Raw genomic sequence first — 20,823 nt, 5'->3', positions numbered from 1 at the left:
GCGGCGGGTGAAGCACCCGGGCCGCCCGGCGACTCATCCAGTACTACAGACCGCCCCCCACGCTGGCAACGAGCCCCGGTACTAGCCCGCCTCGGAGACCGTGACCAGCGACTGCCCGGCTGACCACGGGCATCCGGCAGGTGGGAGGCAGGGGCGGCGCACGAGCGCGAGGGGTAGGAGGTTACTAAAGCGGGTCGTATGTGACGTGGGTCCTATGGGGCGCCTCACCTCCAGGGCGCCCCGATCTCACCCAACGTCACCGTTCGTACCACTCGTAGGGCGCCAGCCGGGGTCGCGGCCGCTCAACCCGACGGCCCGGTCCAGCAGCGGGGCGTCCGCCGGGGCGGGTACGACCGGCCCGAAGATGCCCCCGCCGCGGCCCGCGTCGGCGACGGCCGCCAGCAGGAACCCGTGCGCGGCGCGCAGGGCGGCCCGGTCGGGCTCGTAAGGCTGGCCGGTGGCCCGGGCCAGGTCCCAGCCGTGCACCACCAGTTCGTCGGCGGCGACCGCGGCCGCGACCTCGCCGGGCAGGTCCACGCCCCCCGCGCGGGTCATCCCGCTCCAGGCGGCCGGGTCCCGCCACGCGACGGCCAGCTCGTCGAGGACGCGGGGCATCTCCTCCCGCCAGGAGTCGGACAGCGTGGGCGCGGCGGCGCCGGGGGCCGTGTCCGTCGTGGGACCGAGGTCCTTGCGGCCGGCGTCCCGGAAGGCGACGGCGAGTCCCGCGAGGTGGGCCAGCAGATCGCGGACCGCGTACGCGGGACAGGGGGTCCGGTCCCCGAGGGCGGTGTCCGGAACCGCTGCCGCGAGCCGGGCCACGATCCGGGTCTGCGGGCCGAAGTCGAAAGCCGTCGTGTCCGTCATCTTCGATCACTCCCAACACCACCCTCCCCCGCCGCACGACGGCCCGCCACGGCGACGGGTCACGACACGGCACATTGACGATATTTAGAGAGGAGTCTAAATTTATAGAGCTCTCTAACTATGGCGGAAGGGGACGCGGGGATGCCGGCAAAAGCGGTGGTGGGGCTGCGTGAGCAGCACAAGGCGCGGCGGCGGGCGCGGATTCTTGAGGCGGCGCGCGAGCTGTTGCGGGAGGGTCCGGACGATGTGATCAGTACGGAGCGGATCGCCGAGCGGGCGGAGGTCGCGCCGGCCACCGTCTACAACCTGGTCGGACCGCGGGACAAGGTCTGGGAGGCGCTCGCCGCCGGGTTCATGGACGATCTGGAGCGGCGGCTGGCGGGGCTGGGGGCCGTCGAGCCGCGCGCCGTCGTCGGGGAGACCGTCGGACTGTTCACCGCCGACCCGGCCGTCTCGCGGCGCATGGTGCGCGGCTGGGAGGAGAGCGGCCTCGTACTGGACCGCGGTCCGCTCATCCCGCTGCGCCGGGCGATGGCGCAGGCCCGGGCGAGCGGTCTCCTGCGCGCGGACGTCGACACGGACGCCTTGGCCGCCGTGGTGGCCGCCTCGTGCGTGGGGGCGCTGCACCAGTGGGTCGCCCGTCTGATCGATGACGACCGGTTCCTCGCGCGTGCGCTGTTCGCGCTGGACGTCGCCCTCGCCGCGGCGGCCGCCGATCCGCACCGCGACCGGCTGCTGGCGCCGCTGCGGCGCACCCCCGCGCGATGAGCGCCGACGCCGCGCGGCCCCGTACCCGTGAGGTCGTCGGCGCGGGCGGGATCCGGCTCGTCGCGGACGTATGGGGCGAGGCGGCCGCGCCGCCGCTCGTCCTGCTGCACGGGGGCGGCCAGACCCGGCGCTCCTGGGGCCGGACCGGCCCCCGTCTGGCCGCGCTGGGGTGGCGGGTCGTCGCGCCGGACCTGCGGGGGCACGGGGACAGCGGATGGTCCCCCGACGGCGCCTATGACCTGGACGTGTACGCCGAGGACGTACGGGCACTCGTCGCCGGGCTCGGCGGCGGCCGGCCGGTGCTCGTCGGTGCCTCGCTGGGCGGCCTGAGTGCGCTGCTCGCCGCCGGGGAAGCCCCTGGGGCGGCGCCCGGCGCGGCCGTCCGGGCCCTGGTGCTCGTCGACGTCGCGCACCGGCCGGACCCGGGCGGCTTCCACCGGATCGCGGCGTTCATGCGCGGCCGTCCGGACGGCTTCGCCACCGTCGAGGAGGCGGCCGAGGCGGTGGCCGCGTACCTGGCGCACCGCCCGCGTCCGCACGATCCCGAGGGACTGCGGGACAGCCTGCGACGCCGGGGCGAGCGCTGGGTCTGGCACTGGGATCCCCGGATGCCCGAAGCCTTCGCGGGGCGGATGGACCCGCCCGGCAGGGCGGAGCGCCTCCTCGGCGCCGCGCGCCGGGCCGACGTACCGATCCTGCTCGTGCGCGGCGCGCTCAGCGACGTCCTGCGCGAGGACGTAGCGGAAGAGTTCTGCGTACGGGTCCCCCGCGCCCGGCGCGTCGATGTGGCCGGCGCGGGGCACATGGTGGCCGGCGACCGCAACGAGCACTTCCTTGACGCGGTCGTCCCGTTCGTCGCCCCGTTCCTGGAAGGGGCCGGGGAAGGGACCGAAGGGACCGGATGACCCGGGATCGAGCCGGGCCCGGCTCGATCCCGGGTCAGACCAGCTCGGGCTGCTGTTCGCGGCGGGGCTGCGGGAGGCTCGGGGCCGTGGGGGTGTGCTCCCAGCGCCTGGTGGTGCGTACGTAGCCGTAGATCACCGAGGCCATCGCCAGGATGACCAGCGGGCCCGCCAGCCACCGGTGCTCGGCCATCGTCACCGGCAGGTAGCGGTACGAGGCCAGGAGCGCGGCGAAGACGGCGGCCCCGTAGAGCGCCAGCCGCAGGCCCCGGCGGTCCCGGCCGCGGTCGAGCGCACGCAGGGCGATCTCGATGGTCAGGGTGAACACCACGCCGGCGACGATGTCCGCGCCGTAGTGGTAGCCGAAGCCCAGCGTCGCGCCGAGCGTGGCGATCAGCCAGAACGTGCCCGCGTAGCGCAGGGCGCGCGGGCCCTTGCGGGAGTGGACGAAGATCGCGGTGGCCCACGCGGTGTGCAGGCTGGGCATGCAGTTGCGCGGGGTGATCTCGTCGAAGGGCATCGCCTGCGGGGTGCCGAGCGGCGGCGGGGTGTGCGGCCACAGGTTGGCGACGGCCCAGTGCGTGCCATCGGCTCCGTAGGCCAGGACCGGTCCGACCACCGGGAAGATCATGTAGATGCCGGGTCCGAGCAGACCGATGACCAGGAAGGTGCGCACCAGGTGGTGGCGCGGGAAACGGCGCTCGGCCGCCACACCGCGCAGCTGGTACAGCGCGACGGCGACCGCGGCGACGGCGAGCTGGATGTAGACGAACTCCAGGACGTGGGCGCCGACCGTACCGGTGGCCTCGACGAGGCGGCCGACCAGCCACGACGGGTTGCCGAGCGCGTGGTCGGCGGTCGCCACGTACTGGTCGAGCACCATCGGGCGGGTCTTGGAGGTGATCAGCAGCCAGGTGTAACCGGTCTTGCGGCCGGCGACGAGCAGCAGGGCCAGGCCGACGCCGTTCAGCAGCAGGGCGCGTTCACGGCCGGTGCGGCGGGTGAGGGCGATGACGGCACAGGCCAATGTGACCCACAGGGCGCCGTTGCCATACATCATCTGGGCGCCGACCGCCCAGCGCACGAGCCAGAAGACGAGGTCGATGCCGACCGCCGCGCCGAGGGCGAGGAATCGCTGCCGCCAGGTGAGTACCACCATCATCAGGGCCATGCCGGCGTAGAGGACCGTCCCCGACTTGGGGGCGAGGATCACCTCCTGCGCCTGGGCGGTGATCGGACCCGGCGCGCCGTAGCGGCGCGCGGCGACCTCCAGCGCGATGAGGAACCCGAGGGTCACCACGCTCACCGCGATCCACAGCAGGGCGCGGGGCCGGCGCCATCCGGGGGACGTGGTTTTGCCGCCTATTCGCGAGAGCACGCGCGTTTCCCCAGATTTCAATTGCCAGCCGTTTAATCGTCTTGTCTGCGCGGTTGCCGCGAACTCGAACATGTTAACGGAGGGGCGCGCGTCGCTCCCCGGGGCCCGTCGTGCGGCAGTGCGAACGCCGCCGCCCCGCCCGGTTCGAAACCGGGCGGGGCGGCGGGGCGGGCGGCTGGGTCGTCAGGCGACCGTGGGTTCCGCGGGGGTCAGGCCGCGCTGGGAACGGGGGGTCTTCAGGCCGACCTTGCGGGGCTCGATCGTCCGGGGGTCGACGGCTTCGCCCGGGGCGCCCTCGCGATAGAGGCCGTTCGGTTCGGCGTCCCGGTCGTGCGGCAGGAGGTAGAAGACGCGGCGCTTCTGCAGGCCGCTGTCGGGGTCGGCCTCGGCCGTCTCCCCCAGCTCGGTGAAGCCGATCATGCGGCCGTCACGGTAGTAGCGGGGCCGGCCACGGCGGCGCGGGGTCTTGTCGAGGGCCTGGCGCACGTAGTCGAGCTCTTCGGGATCCTCCAGCCACACCACTTTGACCTCGTGGGCGAGATCGCTCGGTTCGAGCAGCGAACTCATAGCCTTCGTCCTTCCTCGGTGTCACGGCCCACCCTGGAAGCGGGGCGGTCGCGGACGGCTATGGCGGCGGCGGTGCGGTGCCTGGCGGTGGTCTGCGTCCATCGTAGAGGGGTGGCCGGGCTGCGGACAGTACGCGGGGTTGGTTCACGCACGCGACGACCGGTTCGCCACGTCGGGTACGGCGCCCTCCTCGGCGAGGAGGGCGAGGCCCGGATAGAACTTCTGGCCGTTGGAACGGAGCATCTCGCTCGGCGAGGAGAGCCCGGCCTCGGCGCGGATGCGGGTGGCGAAGGCGCGGGTGGTGGCCGGGCGCAGGCCTTCGCCCTCCTGGCACCAGACGCTGTACGCGCGATAGAGGGCGCCCTGCTCGACGCGCAGGTCGCGGGGGTCGGCCGGGTCCGCGGCGGCGGCCGTCGTACAGCACTCGGCGAGGAAGCGACCGATGTGGTCCTCGGTGGTGGCGTACGCCTGGGTGGCGGTGCGGACGACGGTGGGGCCACCCAGGGAGGGTTTCGTCGCGAGGTAGGCCATGGCGCCGTCGACCATCCACTGGAGGATGCCGGGCCCCTCGTCGGCGACGAGCTCCTCGGCCAGGTTGTCGATCTTGCGGTGGTCGGGGACGACCCGGTCGAAGGGGATGAGGCGGATGCGCCGCCAGAAGGCGTGGCCGCCGGTGCCCACCTCGGGACGGTGGTTGCCCAGCAGCCACAGCTTGTGGGTGGGCTCGAAGCTGAAGTAGTCCTGCCGCATCCGACGGGCCTTCAGGCGGTCGCCGCCGGTGAGGAGCTTGACCCGGGCCTCGTCGAACTTGTCGTGCGGCTTGAGCTCGCTGCACACGAACAGGCGCCGCCCGTGGAGTTCGGTCAGCTCGGTGGAGTGCTCGTTGAACTTGCCGCGCTCCATCAGGAAGCCGGGCGGCGCGACGTCCGCGTAGTCGCCGAGGATCTTGATGACCACGTCCATGAGGGCGGACTTGCCGTTGGCGCCGATGCCGTAGAGGAAGGGCAGGACCTGGCCGCCGACGTCGCCGGTGATGGAGTAGCCGAGCAGGAGATGGAGGAAGTGGATCATCTCCTTGCCCTTGTCGTCGCCCCCGAAGGTCTCCGTCAGGAACCGCTCGAAGCGGGGGGTGGGGATGGGCTGGGGGGCCACGTAGGTGGCGCGGGAGTGCAGGTCGCGGCGCGGGTCCGGGGCGCGCAGGGCGCCCGTACGCAGGTCGACCACGCCGGCGGGGGTGCACAGGGCGTACTTGTCGCCGTCGAGGGAGTCGGGGTCCAGGGCGAGTTCCGGCGAGGCCTTGGCCTGGGCGAGCATCGCCTTGACTCCGGAGGTGGACATGGAGCGCTTGCGGTGCTGGCCCAGCTCGCGGTCGGTGAACAGGCCGCGCGGGTCGTGCAGGGGCATCTCCTCGGCCATGTCGCCGGCGGCCCAGATGGCCGCCTTCTCGCCACCGGTGCGCTTCCACCGGTAGACGTCCCACACGTACCAGCCGAGGCCCTCGACGTGCCGGAAGCGGTGGCTGTGCAGGTGCGCGAAGAGTTTGGCGTTGCCGCGGTCGGACAGGTTGGCGAGCAGGCCGGACTGGACGAAGTCGCCGGGACGGGACAGCGCGGTGACGGCGCCCTGCTGGGCGGGGAGCAGCTGGGGTTGGGGCTGGGCGGGCTCGGCGGCGCCGAAGACGCTGAGCTGCTCGGCGGCGGCGTGCGCGTCGAACCCGGTGCTGCCTGCGCTGCTCATGAACGTCCCTCGGGGTGGATCGGGCGGGTGCCGCCGGCGCGGAGTGCGGAGTCGATGACGAGCTGGTTCCTGCGGCTCTGGTGCGGCCGTGCGGCGTCGGCGGCCTCGGCCAGCATTGCGGCGCAGTCGGCGTGCGGGAGATGCCCGGCGGCGGCCAGCCCGCCCGCCGTGAAGGCGGCACGGTTGAGCTTCTCGGTGAACGCGGTACCGGAGGGGGCGCGGCCACAGTCGCGTACGGCGTCCAGGAGGGGCCGCAGGATCCGCTGGGCGTCCCGCCCGCCCCGCCGCCCCTCCCCGCGGGGCTCCGGAGCCCGTACGGGGGCGTACAGGGGCCCTGACGGGGCTTCGGGCGCGGCGGCGCCTCTGGAGCTGCGCAGGGGCCCGCGTACGGGCTCGCGTACGGAACGGCGAACGGCTCCTGGTACGGGGCCTCGTGCGGGTTCCCGTACGGAGCGGTTCGGGTCGGGCGCGAGGGCGTGGCCGGTGCGGGTCAGCTCGGCGCCGAGCCACAGGGGCAGCGGGGCGGGGGTGCGGGCGCCGGGCAGCGCCTCGTACGGCCCGGCGTCGGTACGGGTCGTGGGCGCGACGATGTAGCCGCCGCTCGCCCGTACGTCGACCTGCCAGGCGAGCGCGACGCGCGGACTGGAGCCGCTGGACGAGCGGAAGTGCGGGCTGCCGAGGGGCAGTCGGTACCAGATGTGCAGACCGCCGGACGGGGTCCGCACCCGCAGCGTGGCCGTGTCCTCGGCGGGGTGGGGCCGCGCGCGGTGGGCGGCGAGTAGGGCGAGGGTGTCGTACCCGGAGGCCAGTCCCGTCAGGTCGACGCGGTCGTCGATCCGGATGCCGGGAAGGAGCCGGTGGCGTTCGGGCACGGGCGCGGCGTGGGCGTCCACGTCGAGGACGACGAGCCCGGCCGGGCCGCAGGAGACCCCCACCCCGGACCCCGGCTCGCGGAGCCACCACGCACCGAGCACCTCGGGGTCGGTGGTCGCGGCGTGGAAACCGTGGCACCACCCCTGGCGGGCGTGGCAGGGGCAGGCGGTGGGCGGGTGCGGACGGGTGCGGCAGCCGGGGCAGTTCGGGGGCGGGGTCTTGGCCCCGGGGGCGAGCGGATGCACCGGGTAGCCGCGCGCCGCGAACCAGCGCGCGACGCCGAGCCGCTGCTCAGCCGCGGCGGAGGCGGCGCGAAGCCGGCTGGCGGGATCGGCTGGCACGTTCTGCTTCCTCGACGGGGCACCCTGCGATGTCAGTGGTCCTGTGCTGTGTCGCTTGCTGTGTCTGACGGGCGGTTCGGTCCCTGAGGGCAGGGACCAAGGGACTGAAGGGACCGAACTTTCACTATGGCGGAGCCTAGCGCAGCAGGCTCACAGGAACCTCGCAGGCCGGGGAGACCCTCGCTTGAGTCCCTCGCCGTGCACCCTTTCTCGGCCGGGCGGCTCCCGCCTCCCCGCCGAGGCGCTCTCGGTCCCTCCCTCGGAGAGGCAGCCGGGGGGCGTGCTCGGTCCCTGTCTCCACCCCTCCCCCTCTCCACCCTGACCAGGGTCCGAACGGCCGTCGTGCACGCTTCGGTCCCTGACCCTTTCAGTCCCTGCAAAACCTGCAGGTCAGCGGGCTGATCGCCGTTCGCCCAGGGACCGAAGGGACTCAACTTCGCAGTTATAACTCAAATATGGCACTACAAGGTTCATACGCCCGCGCATACGCACGCACACATAAAGGCTGGAAACAGGAAAGTTGAGTCACTTCAGTCCCTACCTGTGCGGTGAAAACTCCTCTGACCTGCGGCTTTATCGCAGGGACTGAACAGGGAGGGACCGAAGCACGAGGGACGCAACGGGGGTGCCACACGGATGAGGAGCCGTAACCCCCGGCGTGTCACCTCAGGGACCGAACGTGACACGGTCGGAGGACGTCATGGACGCCGACTGTGTGGAGAGCCGGGTCGGCGGATATACTTCGGGAACCAACTGTTACTCAGGCGCGGAAGGCCCCTCCACCACGGTGGAGGGGCCTTCTGTCTTGGGGCCCGTGGGGCCCGTTTCCGCCCGGTTCAGGCGACCTGGAGCTTCGGCCGGCCCGTCGGGGTGGGCGGGGCCTGGTGGTAGGTCGGGAGCTTCAGGTTGGGCAGGTCCCCCGCCTGGATGCGGACGAGGGCCGTACGGAACGCCGCCTCCATCGCCTCCGGTCCCTCGTACTTCGCCGCCAGCGGGTGCAGCCGGTAGGAGTTGCCGTTGCGCTCCTCGCTGCGCGGCCGCAGCACGATGTTCAGGTCGCACAGCGGGGCCATGAGCCCACTGACCGCCTGGGGGGTCACCCCGTACTCGGCCGCCATGTCCTTCTGACGGACCGGCAGCGCTCCCCCGAAGTCGCTGCGGGAGACGAGGTACTGGAGGAACTTCACGGCGGACCCTGACAGCGGTAGGGCCCAGATGCGCTCCGCGACGATCGGAGACATGACGTTAGCCATGGGATGGCCTTCCTCGTGAACGGTCGCCCGTGCGTGGGCCTGACAGCACTATCACCCCGTACGCCTCCTTCCGGGGGCGGGAACCTCAACTCCGAAGTCGAGGTCCAGCTGCTCCTGGTGGGCTCCCTCCGGTCCCAGCGCGTACGGGAACGACTCGGGGTCGTTGCCGTGCTTCTCGGCGATTTCCGCGAGAACCTCCTGCTGGGCGGTGCTGTTGCCCTGGAACCACAGGCGCACGTTGATCTGGATCCGGCCGTTCCCGGCCTTCTCCACCCAGTTGTAACCGCAGAGCGCCTGGACGGCGCGATTGACAGTCGAACGAGTGATCATCTTGCCGCCCTTCTGCGCGGCGATCTTGTTCAGCCCGTCCGTGATCTCCTGCTGCGTGTACTGGGTGATGCCGGTGCCCGGCACCTGGCCGCCCGCGACGAACAGGAAGACGCACAGCTGGGACTTGGTGATGCTGTTGGCCACGGCCAGCTGGGCCAGGAGCTGGGTGAACCAGTTGCTGGCCAGGCTGTAGCCGGCGCCCCCGGCCATGTCGTGGACGGATCTGGGATCGGCGGCGTACTCAAGGTGGACACCCTTGAGCCGACGCCGACCGCTGGGATCGGCGACTTGCGCGACCTGTTCCCCGAGCTGCTGGCCGAGGACGGCCAGGATGTCTCCGTACTCGGCGTCACTGCCCACGGTGGCGGGAACGGGAACAGGCCGGGGCCCGCGCTGTCGACGACGGGCGGGCGGATCAGATGTCACAGGACCTCCTTGTTACTCAGGCGGTCCGAGACTATCCAAAAAATCAACGAGGGCTTGTCTTTTGACGCCCCGGCGCGCCGAGATGCCGGTCCCACGCACCCACTCCCCCGCACCTGCGCCAAAACTACACGGTGCGTGAACTTATTTTGCGAGAAGGCCCCGGAAGTACACGGCTCCTTGAGTTCGGTTGTCGCGATGACGTCACACCTTGTTCGAACCGAACGAGCCCGGCGGGCCAGTTGAGCGCTTCCGCCCAAGTCTCTGACCTGCGGCGATGCGAGGCGAGTGGGCGGCTCGCAAAACTACACGGCTGCTTGATTTTTCCGCCAAATGTGCCCGCCAGGTACACACTTGGGACAGCGAAATGTGTCCTGGGGAACACATAGGTCACGGCAAACATGCAGGTCAGCGGCCTGAAAACAGGCCGCGCTCTTATACAAGAGCACCCTGATCCGGGCGGGTTCGGGCACTCGGTCCCCTGGTCTGCGACATGTGCGGAGCTGCGCGCGGTGTGCCCGCGCCGCCGATGTGTCGGTGTGGCGAGGAGATCCGACGGCTGGGTCACCCAATGCTGCCGCTCCTTCTACTGAGCCTGTTCGCACCCGCACCACCGAACGCGAGCCCCGATGCGCGGTCCGATGCATGAGCACGGCCAGTGGCCACCCGCACCACCTCAAGCCTCAGCCACATTTCCAAATCCACACCACGTCCGGCCCGCGGCCGCCAACGATGGCCGGCCACCCCGGCGGGGCACCGCAAGCCCGCCAGGGCTGAGGAGCTACCGGCCCAAGGCGCCCTCACTCGGACTGGTGGGATCTGACGGACGCTGGTCCGGCTCCCAGGCCCCATCAAGGGCGATTTCGCCTAGGACAGCCGAAAATCGACCGCCAGAATGGCGCCTCAGAGCCCCGAGCCGGGTGGCCCTGGTGCGATATGACCTTTCTGCACCTGAGAGGGCGTCAGCGGGCCGCACAGGGATTTTGATCATGGTCAACAAGCGCCGAGCTCCCCCTTTCGGCGGTGAGGGACCTGCCGCCGACCGATATCAGACGCGCTGTTCGCTAGTCACTGATCTCGACCGCCTCCGGCTTCGGAAACGCCAGGACGTCCCACCCCAGGGGCTAGCCGTGCGCGGTGCGCTGACCGCTCTCCGCTTCGAGCCGCCGTGGCACCCGCGAAAGCCACCATTGCCCTTCATGATCATCCCGCCCCGGCCAGCTCACCGTGGCGCGACAGAACCTGTGGTCGAGCTCGTCCAGTTCAGCGTGCCGGGCAGTACGGACGGATGGTGGCAACAGCGACCAGACGCGGGCCAACGCAGTGCGGCACTCCAGATCGTTGAAGAGCTCCGGGGCCGACCACCCGTAGCCCTCTTCCACGTCGTCCACCAATCCGCTCCACCGCTCCAAAAGAGAGTTGAGCCTCCGGAGGAGGCCGGCGGACGGCACTTCACCACCCGGCTCCGGTGCGACACGTTCCATCCCCCGACTATGCCAGGCGCCGCCGAAACTGCGGGGGCCAGGTGGGGGCGCCCTCAGGTGGGGTGCTTTCAGGGCAACTTCTGGCAAATCCGCTCACCGTGTCTGCGGTGTGCCTCTTCGCCTTTCGGAGGGAAGGTTAGTAAGGTACCCGCATGAGCGCCCCATACGATCCGGAAATCAGGGAAAAGGTAGTCGCCAAGCTGCCGGCGTCCCTCAGGCAAGAACTCAAGGTCCGTGCGGCCCAGTTGGGCGTGGACATCCAGGACGCCGTCACCGAGGGGATCCGCGCCTGGCGCGACGACGCCTCGGCGGCCACCACGGTGGACACCTCCGGTGCCTCCTCGTTCTCCACCTACCTCCCCACCGGTCTGTACGGGGAGTTCAAGGAGGATTGCCGCGTACGGGAGATCCCGTACAACCAGGGCGTCGCCCAGTCGATCCGGCTGTGGCTCGACACCCACCCCTCCCCCGTCGGCCGTCGGCGTCCCGCCAGTGAAGGGGCCCGCCGGATCGTCGTCTGCAACCAGAAGGGCGGTGTCGGCAAGAGTGCCATCAGCAACGGTGTCTCCCAGGCCCTGGCCGAAACGGGCGCCCGTGTGTGCGTCATCGACTTCGACCCCCAGGGGCACCTGACGCGCCACCTCGGTGCGGAAATGCTCTCCATCAAGGAGCCCAGCCTCGCCAAGCACATGCTCGGTGAGATCGAGGGCCGGGTCCGCGACCTCCTCGTCCCCATCGAGCACGGGGTCTTCGCCGGACGCCTGTTCCTCCTCCCCTCCTGCAAGGACGCGTTCCTGCTCGACGCCCGGCTGGCCACGACCCGCCACGTCCGGACCAAGGAGACCGCCCTGGAGAAGGCGCTCGAAGAGCTGGAGAAGGAGTTCGACTACATCGTCGTCGACTGCCCGCCCAGCCTCGGCTACACCATGGACACGGCGCTCTACTACGCCCGCAGCCGGGACGGCGAGCCCGCCAAGAGCTCCGGCATCATCGTTCCCGTGCAGGCCGAGGACACCTCCGCCGACGCCTACGACATGCTCAGCGAGCAGCTCGAAGACCTCATCGACGACCTCGACATCGAGATCGCCCAGCTCGGTTTCGTCGTGAACCTCTACGACAGCCGCAAGGGCTTCGTCGTCACCTCCTCCCTCCACAGCTGGAAGGAGTTCGGCGACCCGCCCGTCATCACCGTCATCGCCGACCTGAAGGAGCAGCGGGAGGCCGTACGCGTGAAGCTGCCCCTGTTGCACTACGCCCCGGAGTGCGAGCAGTCCGAGGCCATGCGCGAGATCGCCCGGAGGATCACGGCATGAGCAAGAGCGACCTCCTGGGTACCGGGGCCGCCTTCAGCAACGCCCGCCGGGCCGGCGGGCGCAGCGAGCGGGGGCGGGCCAAGGCCGTGGCACAGGGCGACGTTCCGGCGTACGAACTGGTCCGGATCCCCCTCGACCAGGTCTCCCCCACCCCCCTCAACCCGCGCCGCAACTTCGGTACGGACGAGGAGAAGACCCGCTTCGGTGAGGAGCTGCGGCAGGCGCAGCTGTCGGCGTGTGTCGCGGTGGGGCGTGCGGCGTACCTCGGGTTGTGGCCCGACCACGAGGCGCGGATCGGTGACGCCACGCATGTCCTGATCAACGGCGAGCGGCGATTCCGCAGCGCCGTGCACGTGGGGCTGGAGTCCCTCGACTTCGTCGTCCGCGACGACCTCGCCGCCTCTCGGACCGACTTCATCGACCACCTCCTCGCCGAGAACCTGGAGCGCGAGGACTTCGACGTCATCGAGCGGGCGCGGGGTGTGCAGCAGCTGGTCGACACCTGCGCCGGTGAAGGGCGTGAGCACGGGGCCAAGTCCCGGGCCGCCGAGCGGCTGGGGCGTTCCCCGTCCTGGGTCACGAACCAGCTGGTGCTGCTGGAGCTGCCCGAGGAGATCCAGGTCCTGCTGAGCTCCGGCGAACTGCCCGAGCGGGACGGGCGGCTGCTGGCGCGTACGGCGAAGGACCGGCCGGGGGCGAATGCGGCCGAACTGCTGGAGTTCCTCCAGCGGAACAAGCAGCAGGAGGCGGAGGCGAAGGCGGCGCAGCGGGAGATCCTGCGGCACGCGCAGGAGCCGGTGGTGCCGGGGCTGACCGGGGGAGTGGCACCGGTTCCGGTCCCGACCCCGGCTCCGGTCTCCGAGCCGGTAGCGGGGCCTGCGCCGCAGCCGCAGCCGCGTCCGGAACCGAGTCCGCAGCGGGCCCCGGAGTCGGCCCGACTTTTGTCCGCGGACAAAAGTCGGGAGCGGCAGCCCATGCCGTTGATGTCCGAGCCCGCAGTGACTGCTACGCCTACGCCTACGCCGGTGGAGGCTTCGACTCCGGCTCCGGTGCCGGTAGCGGCTTCGGCCGCCGAGCCGGTTCAGGGGCAGGAGCGGGAACCGGAACGGGAACGGGAGCCGGAAGGTGTGATCCCCCCGCAGGGAAGGCCGGGCGCCTCTTCCGTTCCGTGGCAGGACCCGAAGGCGGTGTACGAAGCGATCTGGGCCAACATGTCACCGAAACACCGGACCGAGCTGACGATGCTCCTGATCGAGAACAACCGACACGCTTAGCCGCGCCCCGACCCCGTCCGAGGCCCCACCGCATCCTGCGGTGGGGCCCGACTCTTGTCCACGGACAAAAGTCGGACCGCCTTCACACGGCTGGAGCGACCGCGTGGGGGACTCTCGGCAGTCCCCAGACTTTTGTCCGCGGACAAAGATCGGGCGACCTCTTGTCTCTCGGTGCCAGTGCGTCAGCCCCGGATCCTTGTCCGCGGACAAAAGTCAGGCTGCTCTCGGTGGCCGCCGGAGGGGTTGTTCAGGTGCGGGACCTTTGTCCGCGGACAAAGGTCGGGCTGTCCTCGGTGTCGTCCGGAGGGTCCATTGGGGCGCGGACTTTTGTCCGCGGACAAAAGTCGGGGGAGTGGGGGTGGCGGGTCAGGCGAGGTTCGTCATGATGCGGCGGCCGTAGGACTTGCTGGCCTTGACGATGGTCATCAGCATGCCCACCAGCAGGATCACCGAGAGCACCGGGACGAGGTCGACGGGCAGGGTGTACGCCATGACGATGCGGGCTGCGGAGTCGAGTAGGAAAGCCGCGCCCCAGGCGACCGACATCCCGCGCATCACGCTGCGGAAGCGGGGGTGCTGCTCCCAGTTGGAGTGCCAGGTGCGGGCGGTTTCCTCGGGCAGCATCTTGACCATCGTGGTGAACATGAAGGGCCGCTCCGCGAACAGGGTGCCGATCATCCAGAGGCCGAGCAGGCCCGTCAGGTAGCTCTCGCGAGCCAGCAGCAGCCGGGCGTCGCCGGTGACGAGGGTGATGGCGGTGCCGCATGCCATGACGCTGAGGGTGAAGAGGGTGACGGCGGCGACGCGGCGCTCGGTGGCCATCTTGTGGATCAGCTGAGCCAGCGGCAGGGCGCCGCTGATCAGGAGGGAGAGCCACTGGCCCAGGCCGGCGGCCCGGAGCCCGTAGTACAGGCCGAGCGGTATGCCGACGTCCATGAGCGCGGTGCGTAGCAGCGCCGCCTTCGGGTCCGTCGCGTCCCGCGCGGCCGTGGTGGCCGGCTGCCGTTCCTCGGCCCGCTGTGCGTTCGTCCGCTGCTGCCGCTCCGCCGTCATCACCGTATGTTTCCCGTCGCTCGCCCCGCCCGGCTCCTGCCCGGCCGCCCTCACCCCCATGACGCTACGGCGCGGACAAGGGCGTCGTAAGGGAGCTGTGAGCACATCCGGAGTGCAGAAAACTCCACCTCGAGGGGCGGCCTCAGAGGGGTGTCGGGCTCGCGTGCAGGTAGGCCAGGACGGCCAGGACCCGCCGGTTGTCGCTGCTGTCCTGTGCCAGCCCCAGCTTGGTGAAGATGTTCGCCGAGTGTTTGCTGACGGCGCTGTCGCTGAGGTGCAGCTCCTCGGAGATGCCCGCGTTGGACCGGCCCTCCGCCATCAGCCCCAGCACCTGGAGCTCGCGCGACGTCAGCGAGGACATCGGCCCGCGTTCGCCCCGCGCCACCAGCTTGGAGATCACCTCGGGATCCATCGCGGTCCCGCCGCCCGCCACCCGGCGCAGCGCGTCGACGAACTCCTCGTCGCTGAAGACCCGGTCCTTGAGCAGGTACCCGATCCCGCCCCGCCCGTCCGCCAGCAGCTCGCGCGCGTACAACTGCTCCACGTGCTGCGACAGCACCAATACCGGCAGCCCGGGCATCTCCCGGCGCGTGGCGAGCGCCGCCTGGAGGCCCTCGTCGGTGAAGGTCGGCGGCAGCCGCACGTCCACCACCGCCACGTCGGGCCGGTGCTCCAGCAACGCCCGCGACAGCCCGGGTCCGTTGTCGACGGCCGCGACGACCTCGAAGTCGTACGACTCCAGGAGCCGCACCATCCCCTCCCTCAGGAGGTACTGGTCCTCGGCGAGGACAACACGCATGGCAGCTCCATCGTCACTGTGGTCGGGCCGCCCACCGGGCTGCTCACGAACAAATCTCCGTCGAATGTACCCAGCCGCTGGCGCACGCCTTGGAGGCCCGTGCCCTTGGCGAGGTCGGCTCCGCCACGGCCGTCGTCGGTCACCGTCATCCGCAGCACCCCGTCGGAGTGCCGCAGGTCGATGCGCACCCGGGAAGCCCCCGCGTGCTTGGCGGCGTTGGCGAGGACCTCGCACACCGCGAAGTACGCGCATGCCTCCACCGGTGCCTCCGGCCGCCCCGGCACGTCCACCGTCACCTCGACGTCCAGCGGGCAGTCCAGCGCCACCGCCCGTACCGCGTCGCCCACGCCGCGCTCCGCGAGCACCGGCGGATGGATCCCGCGCACCAGGTCCCGTAGTTGCTTCAGCGCCGTCGATGACTGCCGGCGCGCCTCGGCCACCAGCTCGCGCAGTTCCGGCGCCTCGTCGCCGAGCCGCCGCTCGACCACACGCAGCGTCATCCCGATGGCCACCAGGCTCACCTGGGCCCCGTCGTGCAGGTCCCGCTCGATCCGGCGCAGTTCGGCGGCCTGCACCCCGGTGGCATCCGCGCGAGTCTCGGTCAACCGCTGCACCCGCCGGGCCAGTTGGGCGTGCCGGGTCGGTCGCAGTAGGAGCAGCCCGAGCCGGGTGTGCGCCCGCAGCGTGTACGGGGCCGCCCAGGCCGCCGCCGCCCCCAGCGCCGTGCCCACCAGGACCGCGGCCCACGGGACGCCGGGGAGCGCCCGCGTTGCCGGCAGCTGCCGCAACGCCTCGTCCCAGAAGGTGTAGGGGGCCGCGCCGCCGCCCGTCAGCATGTCCAGCAGGCCCGGCAGCACCAGCCCGAACAGCGAGAACCCCACCACGGCCAGCGGTGCCGCCAGCAGCGCCGCGGCCGCCACTGGACCCACCGCCAGCCACACCAGGTCGCGCCACACCGCCGGATCGGTCAGCGCGTGCCGCATCAGCTGCAACTGCCGTACCAGGTAAGGAGACCGGTACAGCCGCCGCCCGTACTGGTAGTAGCCGTCCGCCCCGCGCTGGACCGGCTCCGGCGCGGCGAGGTAGGGCACCGGGATCTCCACGCCGACCCATTCCCCGGCCAGCCGCCGGTACAGCGTCACGAAGCGGTGGCTCAGTTCCACGGCCTTCGGGAAGAGGCCCACCAGGCCGGTGCAGAGTCCGAGTACGAGCGCCACCACCTGTGCGGCGGCGAGCACGGCACCGGCCACCGACAGCAGCGACAACAGGATTCCGGCGCCCAGCAGCCGAAGGCGCCTGCCCAGCACGCCCGTCGCGCCGGCGACGACCGTGACCAGGGTGGGCACCAGGGCCAACAGGCCGACCAGTCCCAACAACACCCGCGCCAGTCCGCGCAGCGGCGCCATCGCGTGAGCTCGCAACCTCATGGCGGCGCCGACCGGTCCGGTCGGCGCCCCACGTCGTTCTTCCCGGCCAGGTGGATCAAGCACCCGGCCAGTCTGGCACGCCCGTTCGACTCCGTTCGACCCGCATCGAGCCCGGTCGCGGAGGTCCGGGGGAGGGGTCAGCCGTTCGCCGCCGACAGCAGTACGTCCACCAGCCGGTCCGCCGCGTCCGGCCTGCCGTACGCCCGCGCACGCTGGGCCATCGACGTCCGCAGCGCGGCATCGGTCAGCAGCGGGCCGACCGCCTCCCCGAGTGCCTGCGGCGTGACCTCGCCGAGCAGGGCGACCGCCGCTCCCGCGTCCGCCAGGTGCTTCGCGTTGTGCGCCTGCTCGTTCCCCGCCGACGTCGCCAGGGGGACGAACACGGCCGGCTTGCCCAGCGCGGTGACCTCCGCCAGCGTGCCGGCGCCGCTGCGGGAGATGATGACGTCGGCCAGCGCCAGCACGTCCGGCAGCTCCGGGCCGACGAAGCCCGTCAGGTGGTAGCGCCCGGCGAGGACCGGGTCCAGGGACGCGGCGGCGGCGCGGAGCTCGTCCACGTTGGCCGGGCCGCACTGGTGGATCACGTTCGCGTGGCTCAGCAGCCACGGGAGCACGTCCCGTACGACGCCGTTGATCTGCTGGGCGCCCTGCGCGCCACCGGTCACGTACACCGTCGGCAGCCGCCGGTCGAACCCGTACAGCGCCAGCGTCTGCACCGCCTTGTCCGGGTGGCCGGAGAGCACCTCGGGCCGCACCGGGTTGCCCGTGACCACCGCGCGGTCGCGCACCTCGGCCGGCAGCAGCTCCAGCGAGGACTCCGAGGACACCGCGATGCGCGTCGCCGAGCTCGCCAGCTTCCGGTTGGCCAGGCCCAGCCGCACCGTCTGCTCGTGCAGGACCAGCGGCCGCTTGCACAGCCGTGCGGCCAGGCCGGCCGGCACCGCCACGTACCCGCCCGTCGCGAGGACCACGTCCGGCTGGAACTCGGACACGATGGCCCGCGCCTGCGCCACGCCGAGCGGCACCCGCGCCATGTCCTTCACGTTCGCGGCGGACAGCATCTTGAGGGGATTCGACGAGCGGCGGATCTTGCCCGTGGCCACCGTCTTGAACGCGATGCCCTCAGCCGGGGCGATCCGGGCTTCGAGACCGTCCGCGGTCCCGATCCACAGGACGTCGAGCGTGCCGCCGGTGGCCGCGAGCCGGCCCTGGAGGGTACGGATCGCGGTGAGGGCCGGATAGGTGTGACCGCCAGTTCCTCCACCGGTGACGAGCAGCCGGAAGGAACGCGGGAGCGAGGGAGTGTCCACGCGCCCCACCCTACCCACCCGGGTGCGCGGCCCCCGAGGACGGGATCCTCCCGGGTCAGGTGGCGGAGATCGTCTTCAGCGCGAGGGCCCGCAGCGGCGCGATGCGCTTCCGGGCGGCGCCGTGGTAGACCGCGTTCGTGCAGATCACCAGGTAGCGGCCGGTAGCGGGGGACAGGTACATGCTCGTGCCGGTCCAGCCGTGATGGAAGGCCACCCCCGCGCCCGGGGCGACGATCCACGACAGGCCCCGGTCGAGCCCGGGTTCGACGGCGGCGTACGGGGTGAGGCTGGTGCGCAGCCACTCGCCGAGGTGGCCGTCCACCAGCCCCTGGTACGCGGTCAGCAGGAACCGGGCGTACGCGGCCAGGTCCGCCGGGGTGGAGAACACCCCGGCGTGCCCGGCGACTCCGCCCATCAGCGCCGCGTTCTCGTCGTGCGCCGACCCCCAGATCCGCGGGGCCCCCGGCAGGCGCCGCTCGGTCGGCGCGACGCCCGGGCCGCGGCCGACCGGGCCGTACGAGGTGGACGTCATGCCCAGCCCGCGCCACAGCTCCGCGCCCAGGTCGGTCAGCGGCCGGGCGTGGACGTGGGCCAGCGCCAGGCCGAGCAGGATGTACCCGCGGTTGATGTACCGGTGCTCGCCGGGGGCGCTTTCGAGCGGTTCCCGGCAGAGCAGCTCGTGCAGCGGGGCGTCCGCGCCCCGGTACCGGTCCAGCCGGGTCGAGGCCCGAAGCCCGCCGGTGTGCGTGAGGAGTTGCCGTACGGTCGCCTCACCGCTGGGAGCCGCGCCGGCGAGGGCGGGCAGGAACTCCCGCACGGGCGCGTCCAGATCGAGCAGCCCGGCGTCGACCGCCTGCCCCACCAGCGGCCAGACGGAGACCACCTTGGTGAGGCTGGCGATGTCGTAGACGGTGGTGTCGTCCGGGGGGACGTCGCCGAGCTCCGGGGCGACGGTCCCCGCCGACAGCACGGCGGGCTGTTCGTCGACGGTGCCACCGACGACCACGCCGCCGGGCGTGGCCCCGTCGGCCACGACCGCGTCGAGCGCCTCGTGCAGTCGGGTCAGGTCGGCGCTGGTGAACGTCATGAGCGGCCCTCCGGGACGGTGGCGGTGTCGGCTCCCAGCGTGGCGGGGCCGGACGGCGGAACCCTGGCGGCTCGCGGGGGCGGGGCGTGGGGAACCACCCGAGATCATGCGCTATTGTTGACCTTGTTCGCACGGCCGGGAACCCCGGCGGTGGGACTCGCGTTGGTGGTCCAAGGAAAGACACCCCACTTCCCGTGGGGGGATGCAGGTGCAAGGCCTGCCCAGCGCTCGATCAAGACAAGAAGGGCCCCGGCCTCCTGAAGAAGGAGACCGGGGCCTTTCGCGTTTCCCGTTTCCCGTCTCGTTTCCCGTTTCCCATGTCCCCGTGTCGCGTGTCCGGGATAGCGTTCTGCCCATGAAGTGGGGAGCACTCCCCACTTCATGGATCCGAAGAGGAGGAAGGGAACCGCCATGCCCGCCATGCCCGCCCCGACGCTCGAACAACTCGCCCCCGACGGGGCCGACTACACCGCCGACCCGTACCCCGTCTACGCCGCGCTGCGCGAGAAGGCCCTCGTGCACCGCGTCCACGTGCCCGGGACCGGTGACGTCTGGCTCGTCCTCGGACGTGACGAGGTGCGCGCCGCCCTGACGGACCCCCGGCTGCGCAACGACATACGGCACTCCGCGACCTGGCAGAGCGACGGCGGCCACGCCATCGGGCTCAACATGCTGCAGACCGACGCCCCGCACCACACCCGCCTGCGCGCCCTGGTCGCCCGCGAGTTCACCGCCGGGCGCGTCGACGCGATGCGGCCGCGCGTCCAGCGGATCGCCGACACCCTCCTCGACGCCCTCCCGTCGGCCGGCACCGCCGACCTGGTCGGCCGCTACGCCCTGCCGTTGCCGCTGACCGTGATCTGCGAGCTGCTCGGCGTTCCCCTCGCCGACCGGCACCACTTCCACGCCTGGTCGACCGAGCTCGTGGCGCCGTCCTCACCCGCAGCGGCGGGCGCCGCCGCCGGCGAGATGAGCGCGTACTTCACCGCGCTCATCGCCGCCAAGGCCGGTGACCCCGGCCCGGACCTGATGAGCGCCCTGGTCCGGGCGTCGGCCACGGAGGACGGCCTCTCCGCCGAGGAACTGCTCGGCATGGCCTTCCTCCTGCTCGTCGCGGGACACGAGACCACCGTCAACCTCGTCTCCAGCGCGGTCCTGGCCCTGCTGCGCCACCCCGGCCAGCTCGCCGCGCTGCGGGCCGACCCGCGCCTGATCGACGGCGCCGTCGAGGAGGTGCTCCGCTACGACGGGCCCGTCACCGCCGCCGCGTTCCGGTACGCCGCCGAACCCGTGGAGATCGCCGGGGTCCGCGTCCCGGCGGGGGACAGCGTGCTGCTCTCCCTGGCCGCCGCCTCCCGGGACCCCGGACACTTCCCCGACCCCGACCGCTTCGACATCCGCCGCCCCGCCCACGGCCACCTCGGGTTCGGCCACGGCGTCCACCACTGCCTGGGGGCGCCGCTCGCCCGTGTCGAGGGCCGGATCGCCGTGGAGACACTGCTGCGGCGGCTGCCGGACCTCGCCCTCGCCATCGCCCCGGAAGCCCTCGTACGCCGTCCCGGGGCCATGCTCCGGGGCGTGGCGGCCCTCCCCGTACGGTGGTCGCGGCGGCTCCCCGCGTAAGGCACTACCATCCGTAC

At 71.8% G+C, this 20,823-nt stretch carries 18 protein-coding genes; 5 read left to right on the top strand and 13 right to left on the bottom strand.

Annotation, left to right across the window (positions count from 1 at the left end; all coding sequences use genetic code 11):
- Positions 1-246: 246 nt before the first annotated feature.
- On the bottom strand, positions 247-864 hold the full coding sequence (locus tag ACZ6ZT_RS29310; RefSeq protein ID WP_469723084.1) for a TIGR03086 family metal-binding protein: 618 nt from the start codon (positions 862-864) through the stop codon (positions 247-249).
- Positions 865-1,005: 141 nt separating this feature from the next.
- On the opposite strand from ACZ6ZT_RS29310, the gene ACZ6ZT_RS29305 reads away from it, so the two are divergent.
- Both ACZ6ZT_RS29305 and ACZ6ZT_RS29300 read left to right on the top strand, forming a co-directional pair.
- Positions 1,006-1,632 (top strand): TetR/AcrR family transcriptional regulator, encoded by a 627-nt coding sequence (locus tag ACZ6ZT_RS29305; RefSeq protein ID WP_469723082.1) that lies wholly within the window; start codon positions 1,006-1,008, stop codon positions 1,630-1,632.
- The gene (locus tag ACZ6ZT_RS29300) at positions 1,629-2,537 is read left to right on the top strand and encodes an alpha/beta fold hydrolase (RefSeq protein ID WP_469723080.1); all 909 of its coding nucleotides are present in this window, start codon (positions 1,629-1,631) and stop codon (positions 2,535-2,537) included. The genes ACZ6ZT_RS29305 and ACZ6ZT_RS29300 overlap by 4 nt, the downstream gene beginning before the upstream one ends.
- Positions 2,538-2,571: 34 nt before the next feature.
- Here the strand turns inward: ACZ6ZT_RS29300 and ACZ6ZT_RS29295 are convergent, their stop codons facing one another.
- From ACZ6ZT_RS29295 to ACZ6ZT_RS29265, 7 genes are all read right to left on the bottom strand, one after another.
- Positions 2,572-3,933, bottom strand: a complete 1,362-nt coding sequence (locus tag ACZ6ZT_RS29295; RefSeq protein WP_469723079.1) for a phosphatase PAP2 family protein — start codon at positions 3,931-3,933, stop codon at positions 2,572-2,574.
- A 162-nt stretch (positions 3,934-4,095) separates the two neighbouring features.
- Positions 4,096-4,479: a DUF6009 family protein gene (locus ACZ6ZT_RS29290; protein WP_469723078.1), complete on the bottom strand. Its 384-nt coding sequence runs from the start codon at positions 4,477-4,479 to the stop codon at positions 4,096-4,098.
- Between the two features lie 144 nt (positions 4,480-4,623).
- Positions 4,624-6,216, bottom strand: a complete 1,593-nt coding sequence (locus ACZ6ZT_RS29285) for a DNA primase family protein (protein ID WP_469723077.1) — start codon at positions 6,214-6,216, stop codon at positions 4,624-4,626.
- Complete coding sequence (locus ACZ6ZT_RS29280; protein WP_469723092.1) at positions 6,213-7,334, bottom strand: bifunctional DNA primase/polymerase; 1,122 nt, start codon at positions 7,332-7,334, stop codon at positions 6,213-6,215. The genes ACZ6ZT_RS29285 and ACZ6ZT_RS29280 overlap by 4 nt, the downstream gene beginning before the upstream one ends.
- Positions 7,335-8,266: 932 nt before the next feature.
- A complete protein-coding gene (locus tag ACZ6ZT_RS29275) occupies positions 8,267-8,683 on the bottom strand; it encodes a hypothetical protein (protein WP_351820729.1) in 417 nt (138 codons plus the stop codon).
- 51 nt (positions 8,684-8,734) lie between these two features.
- Positions 8,735-9,439, bottom strand: coding sequence for a hypothetical protein (locus ACZ6ZT_RS29270; protein ID WP_469723076.1), 705 nt, complete (start codon positions 9,437-9,439; stop codon positions 8,735-8,737).
- A gap of 1,121 nt (positions 9,440-10,560) precedes the next feature.
- Complete coding sequence (locus ACZ6ZT_RS29265; protein ID WP_469723075.1) at positions 10,561-10,920, bottom strand: hypothetical protein; 360 nt, start codon at positions 10,918-10,920, stop codon at positions 10,561-10,563.
- 152 nt (positions 10,921-11,072) lie between these two features.
- On the opposite strand from ACZ6ZT_RS29265, the gene ACZ6ZT_RS29260 reads away from it, so the two are divergent.
- A complete protein-coding gene (locus tag ACZ6ZT_RS29260; protein ID WP_469723074.1) occupies positions 11,073-12,233 on the top strand; it encodes a ParA family protein in 1,161 nt (386 codons plus the stop codon).
- Positions 12,230-13,507: a ParB/RepB/Spo0J family partition protein gene (locus tag ACZ6ZT_RS29255; protein ID WP_469723073.1), complete on the top strand. Its 1,278-nt coding sequence runs from the start codon at positions 12,230-12,232 to the stop codon at positions 13,505-13,507. Before ACZ6ZT_RS29260 ends, ACZ6ZT_RS29255 begins: the two co-directional genes overlap by 4 nt.
- A gap of 366 nt (positions 13,508-13,873) precedes the next feature.
- On the opposite strand, the gene ACZ6ZT_RS29250 is transcribed toward ACZ6ZT_RS29255, so the two are convergent.
- From ACZ6ZT_RS29250 to ACZ6ZT_RS29230, 5 genes are all read right to left on the bottom strand, one after another.
- The gene (locus ACZ6ZT_RS29250) at positions 13,874-14,560 is read right to left on the bottom strand and encodes a VC0807 family protein (RefSeq protein ID WP_469723072.1); all 687 of its coding nucleotides are present in this window, start codon (positions 14,558-14,560) and stop codon (positions 13,874-13,876) included.
- 142 nt (positions 14,561-14,702) lie between these two features.
- On the bottom strand, positions 14,703-15,359 hold the full coding sequence (locus ACZ6ZT_RS29245) for a response regulator transcription factor (protein WP_469723070.1): 657 nt from the start codon (positions 15,357-15,359) through the stop codon (positions 14,703-14,705).
- Positions 15,323-16,786 carry a sensor histidine kinase gene (locus ACZ6ZT_RS29240; protein WP_469723069.1) on the bottom strand — a complete coding sequence of 488 codons (1,464 nt, stop codon included), beginning with the start codon at positions 16,784-16,786 and terminating at the stop codon, positions 15,323-15,325. Before ACZ6ZT_RS29240 ends, ACZ6ZT_RS29245 begins: the two co-directional genes overlap by 37 nt.
- Before the next feature lie 137 nt (positions 16,787-16,923).
- Positions 16,924-18,096 carry a UDP-N-acetylglucosamine--N-acetylmuramyl-(pentapeptide) pyrophosphoryl-undecaprenol N-acetylglucosamine transferase gene (locus ACZ6ZT_RS29235; RefSeq protein WP_469723067.1) on the bottom strand — a complete coding sequence of 391 codons (1,173 nt, stop codon included), beginning with the start codon at positions 18,094-18,096 and terminating at the stop codon, positions 16,924-16,926.
- Positions 18,097-18,151: 55 nt separating this feature from the next.
- Positions 18,152-19,183: a serine hydrolase domain-containing protein gene (locus tag ACZ6ZT_RS29230; protein ID WP_469723066.1), complete on the bottom strand. Its 1,032-nt coding sequence runs from the start codon at positions 19,181-19,183 to the stop codon at positions 18,152-18,154.
- A 420-nt stretch (positions 19,184-19,603) separates the two neighbouring features.
- Here ACZ6ZT_RS29230 and ACZ6ZT_RS29225 point away from each other — a divergent pair, with 420 nt between their 5' ends.
- Complete coding sequence (locus tag ACZ6ZT_RS29225) at positions 19,604-20,806, top strand: cytochrome P450 family protein (RefSeq protein WP_469723091.1); 1,203 nt, start codon at positions 19,604-19,606, stop codon at positions 20,804-20,806.
- Positions 20,807-20,823: the final 17 nt, after the last annotated feature.

The organism is Streptomyces sp. NPDC102258 (assembly GCF_055584685.1).
The sequence above is the reverse complement of the archived record's forward strand: the minus strand, read 5'-3'. Positions and strand labels throughout refer to the sequence as shown.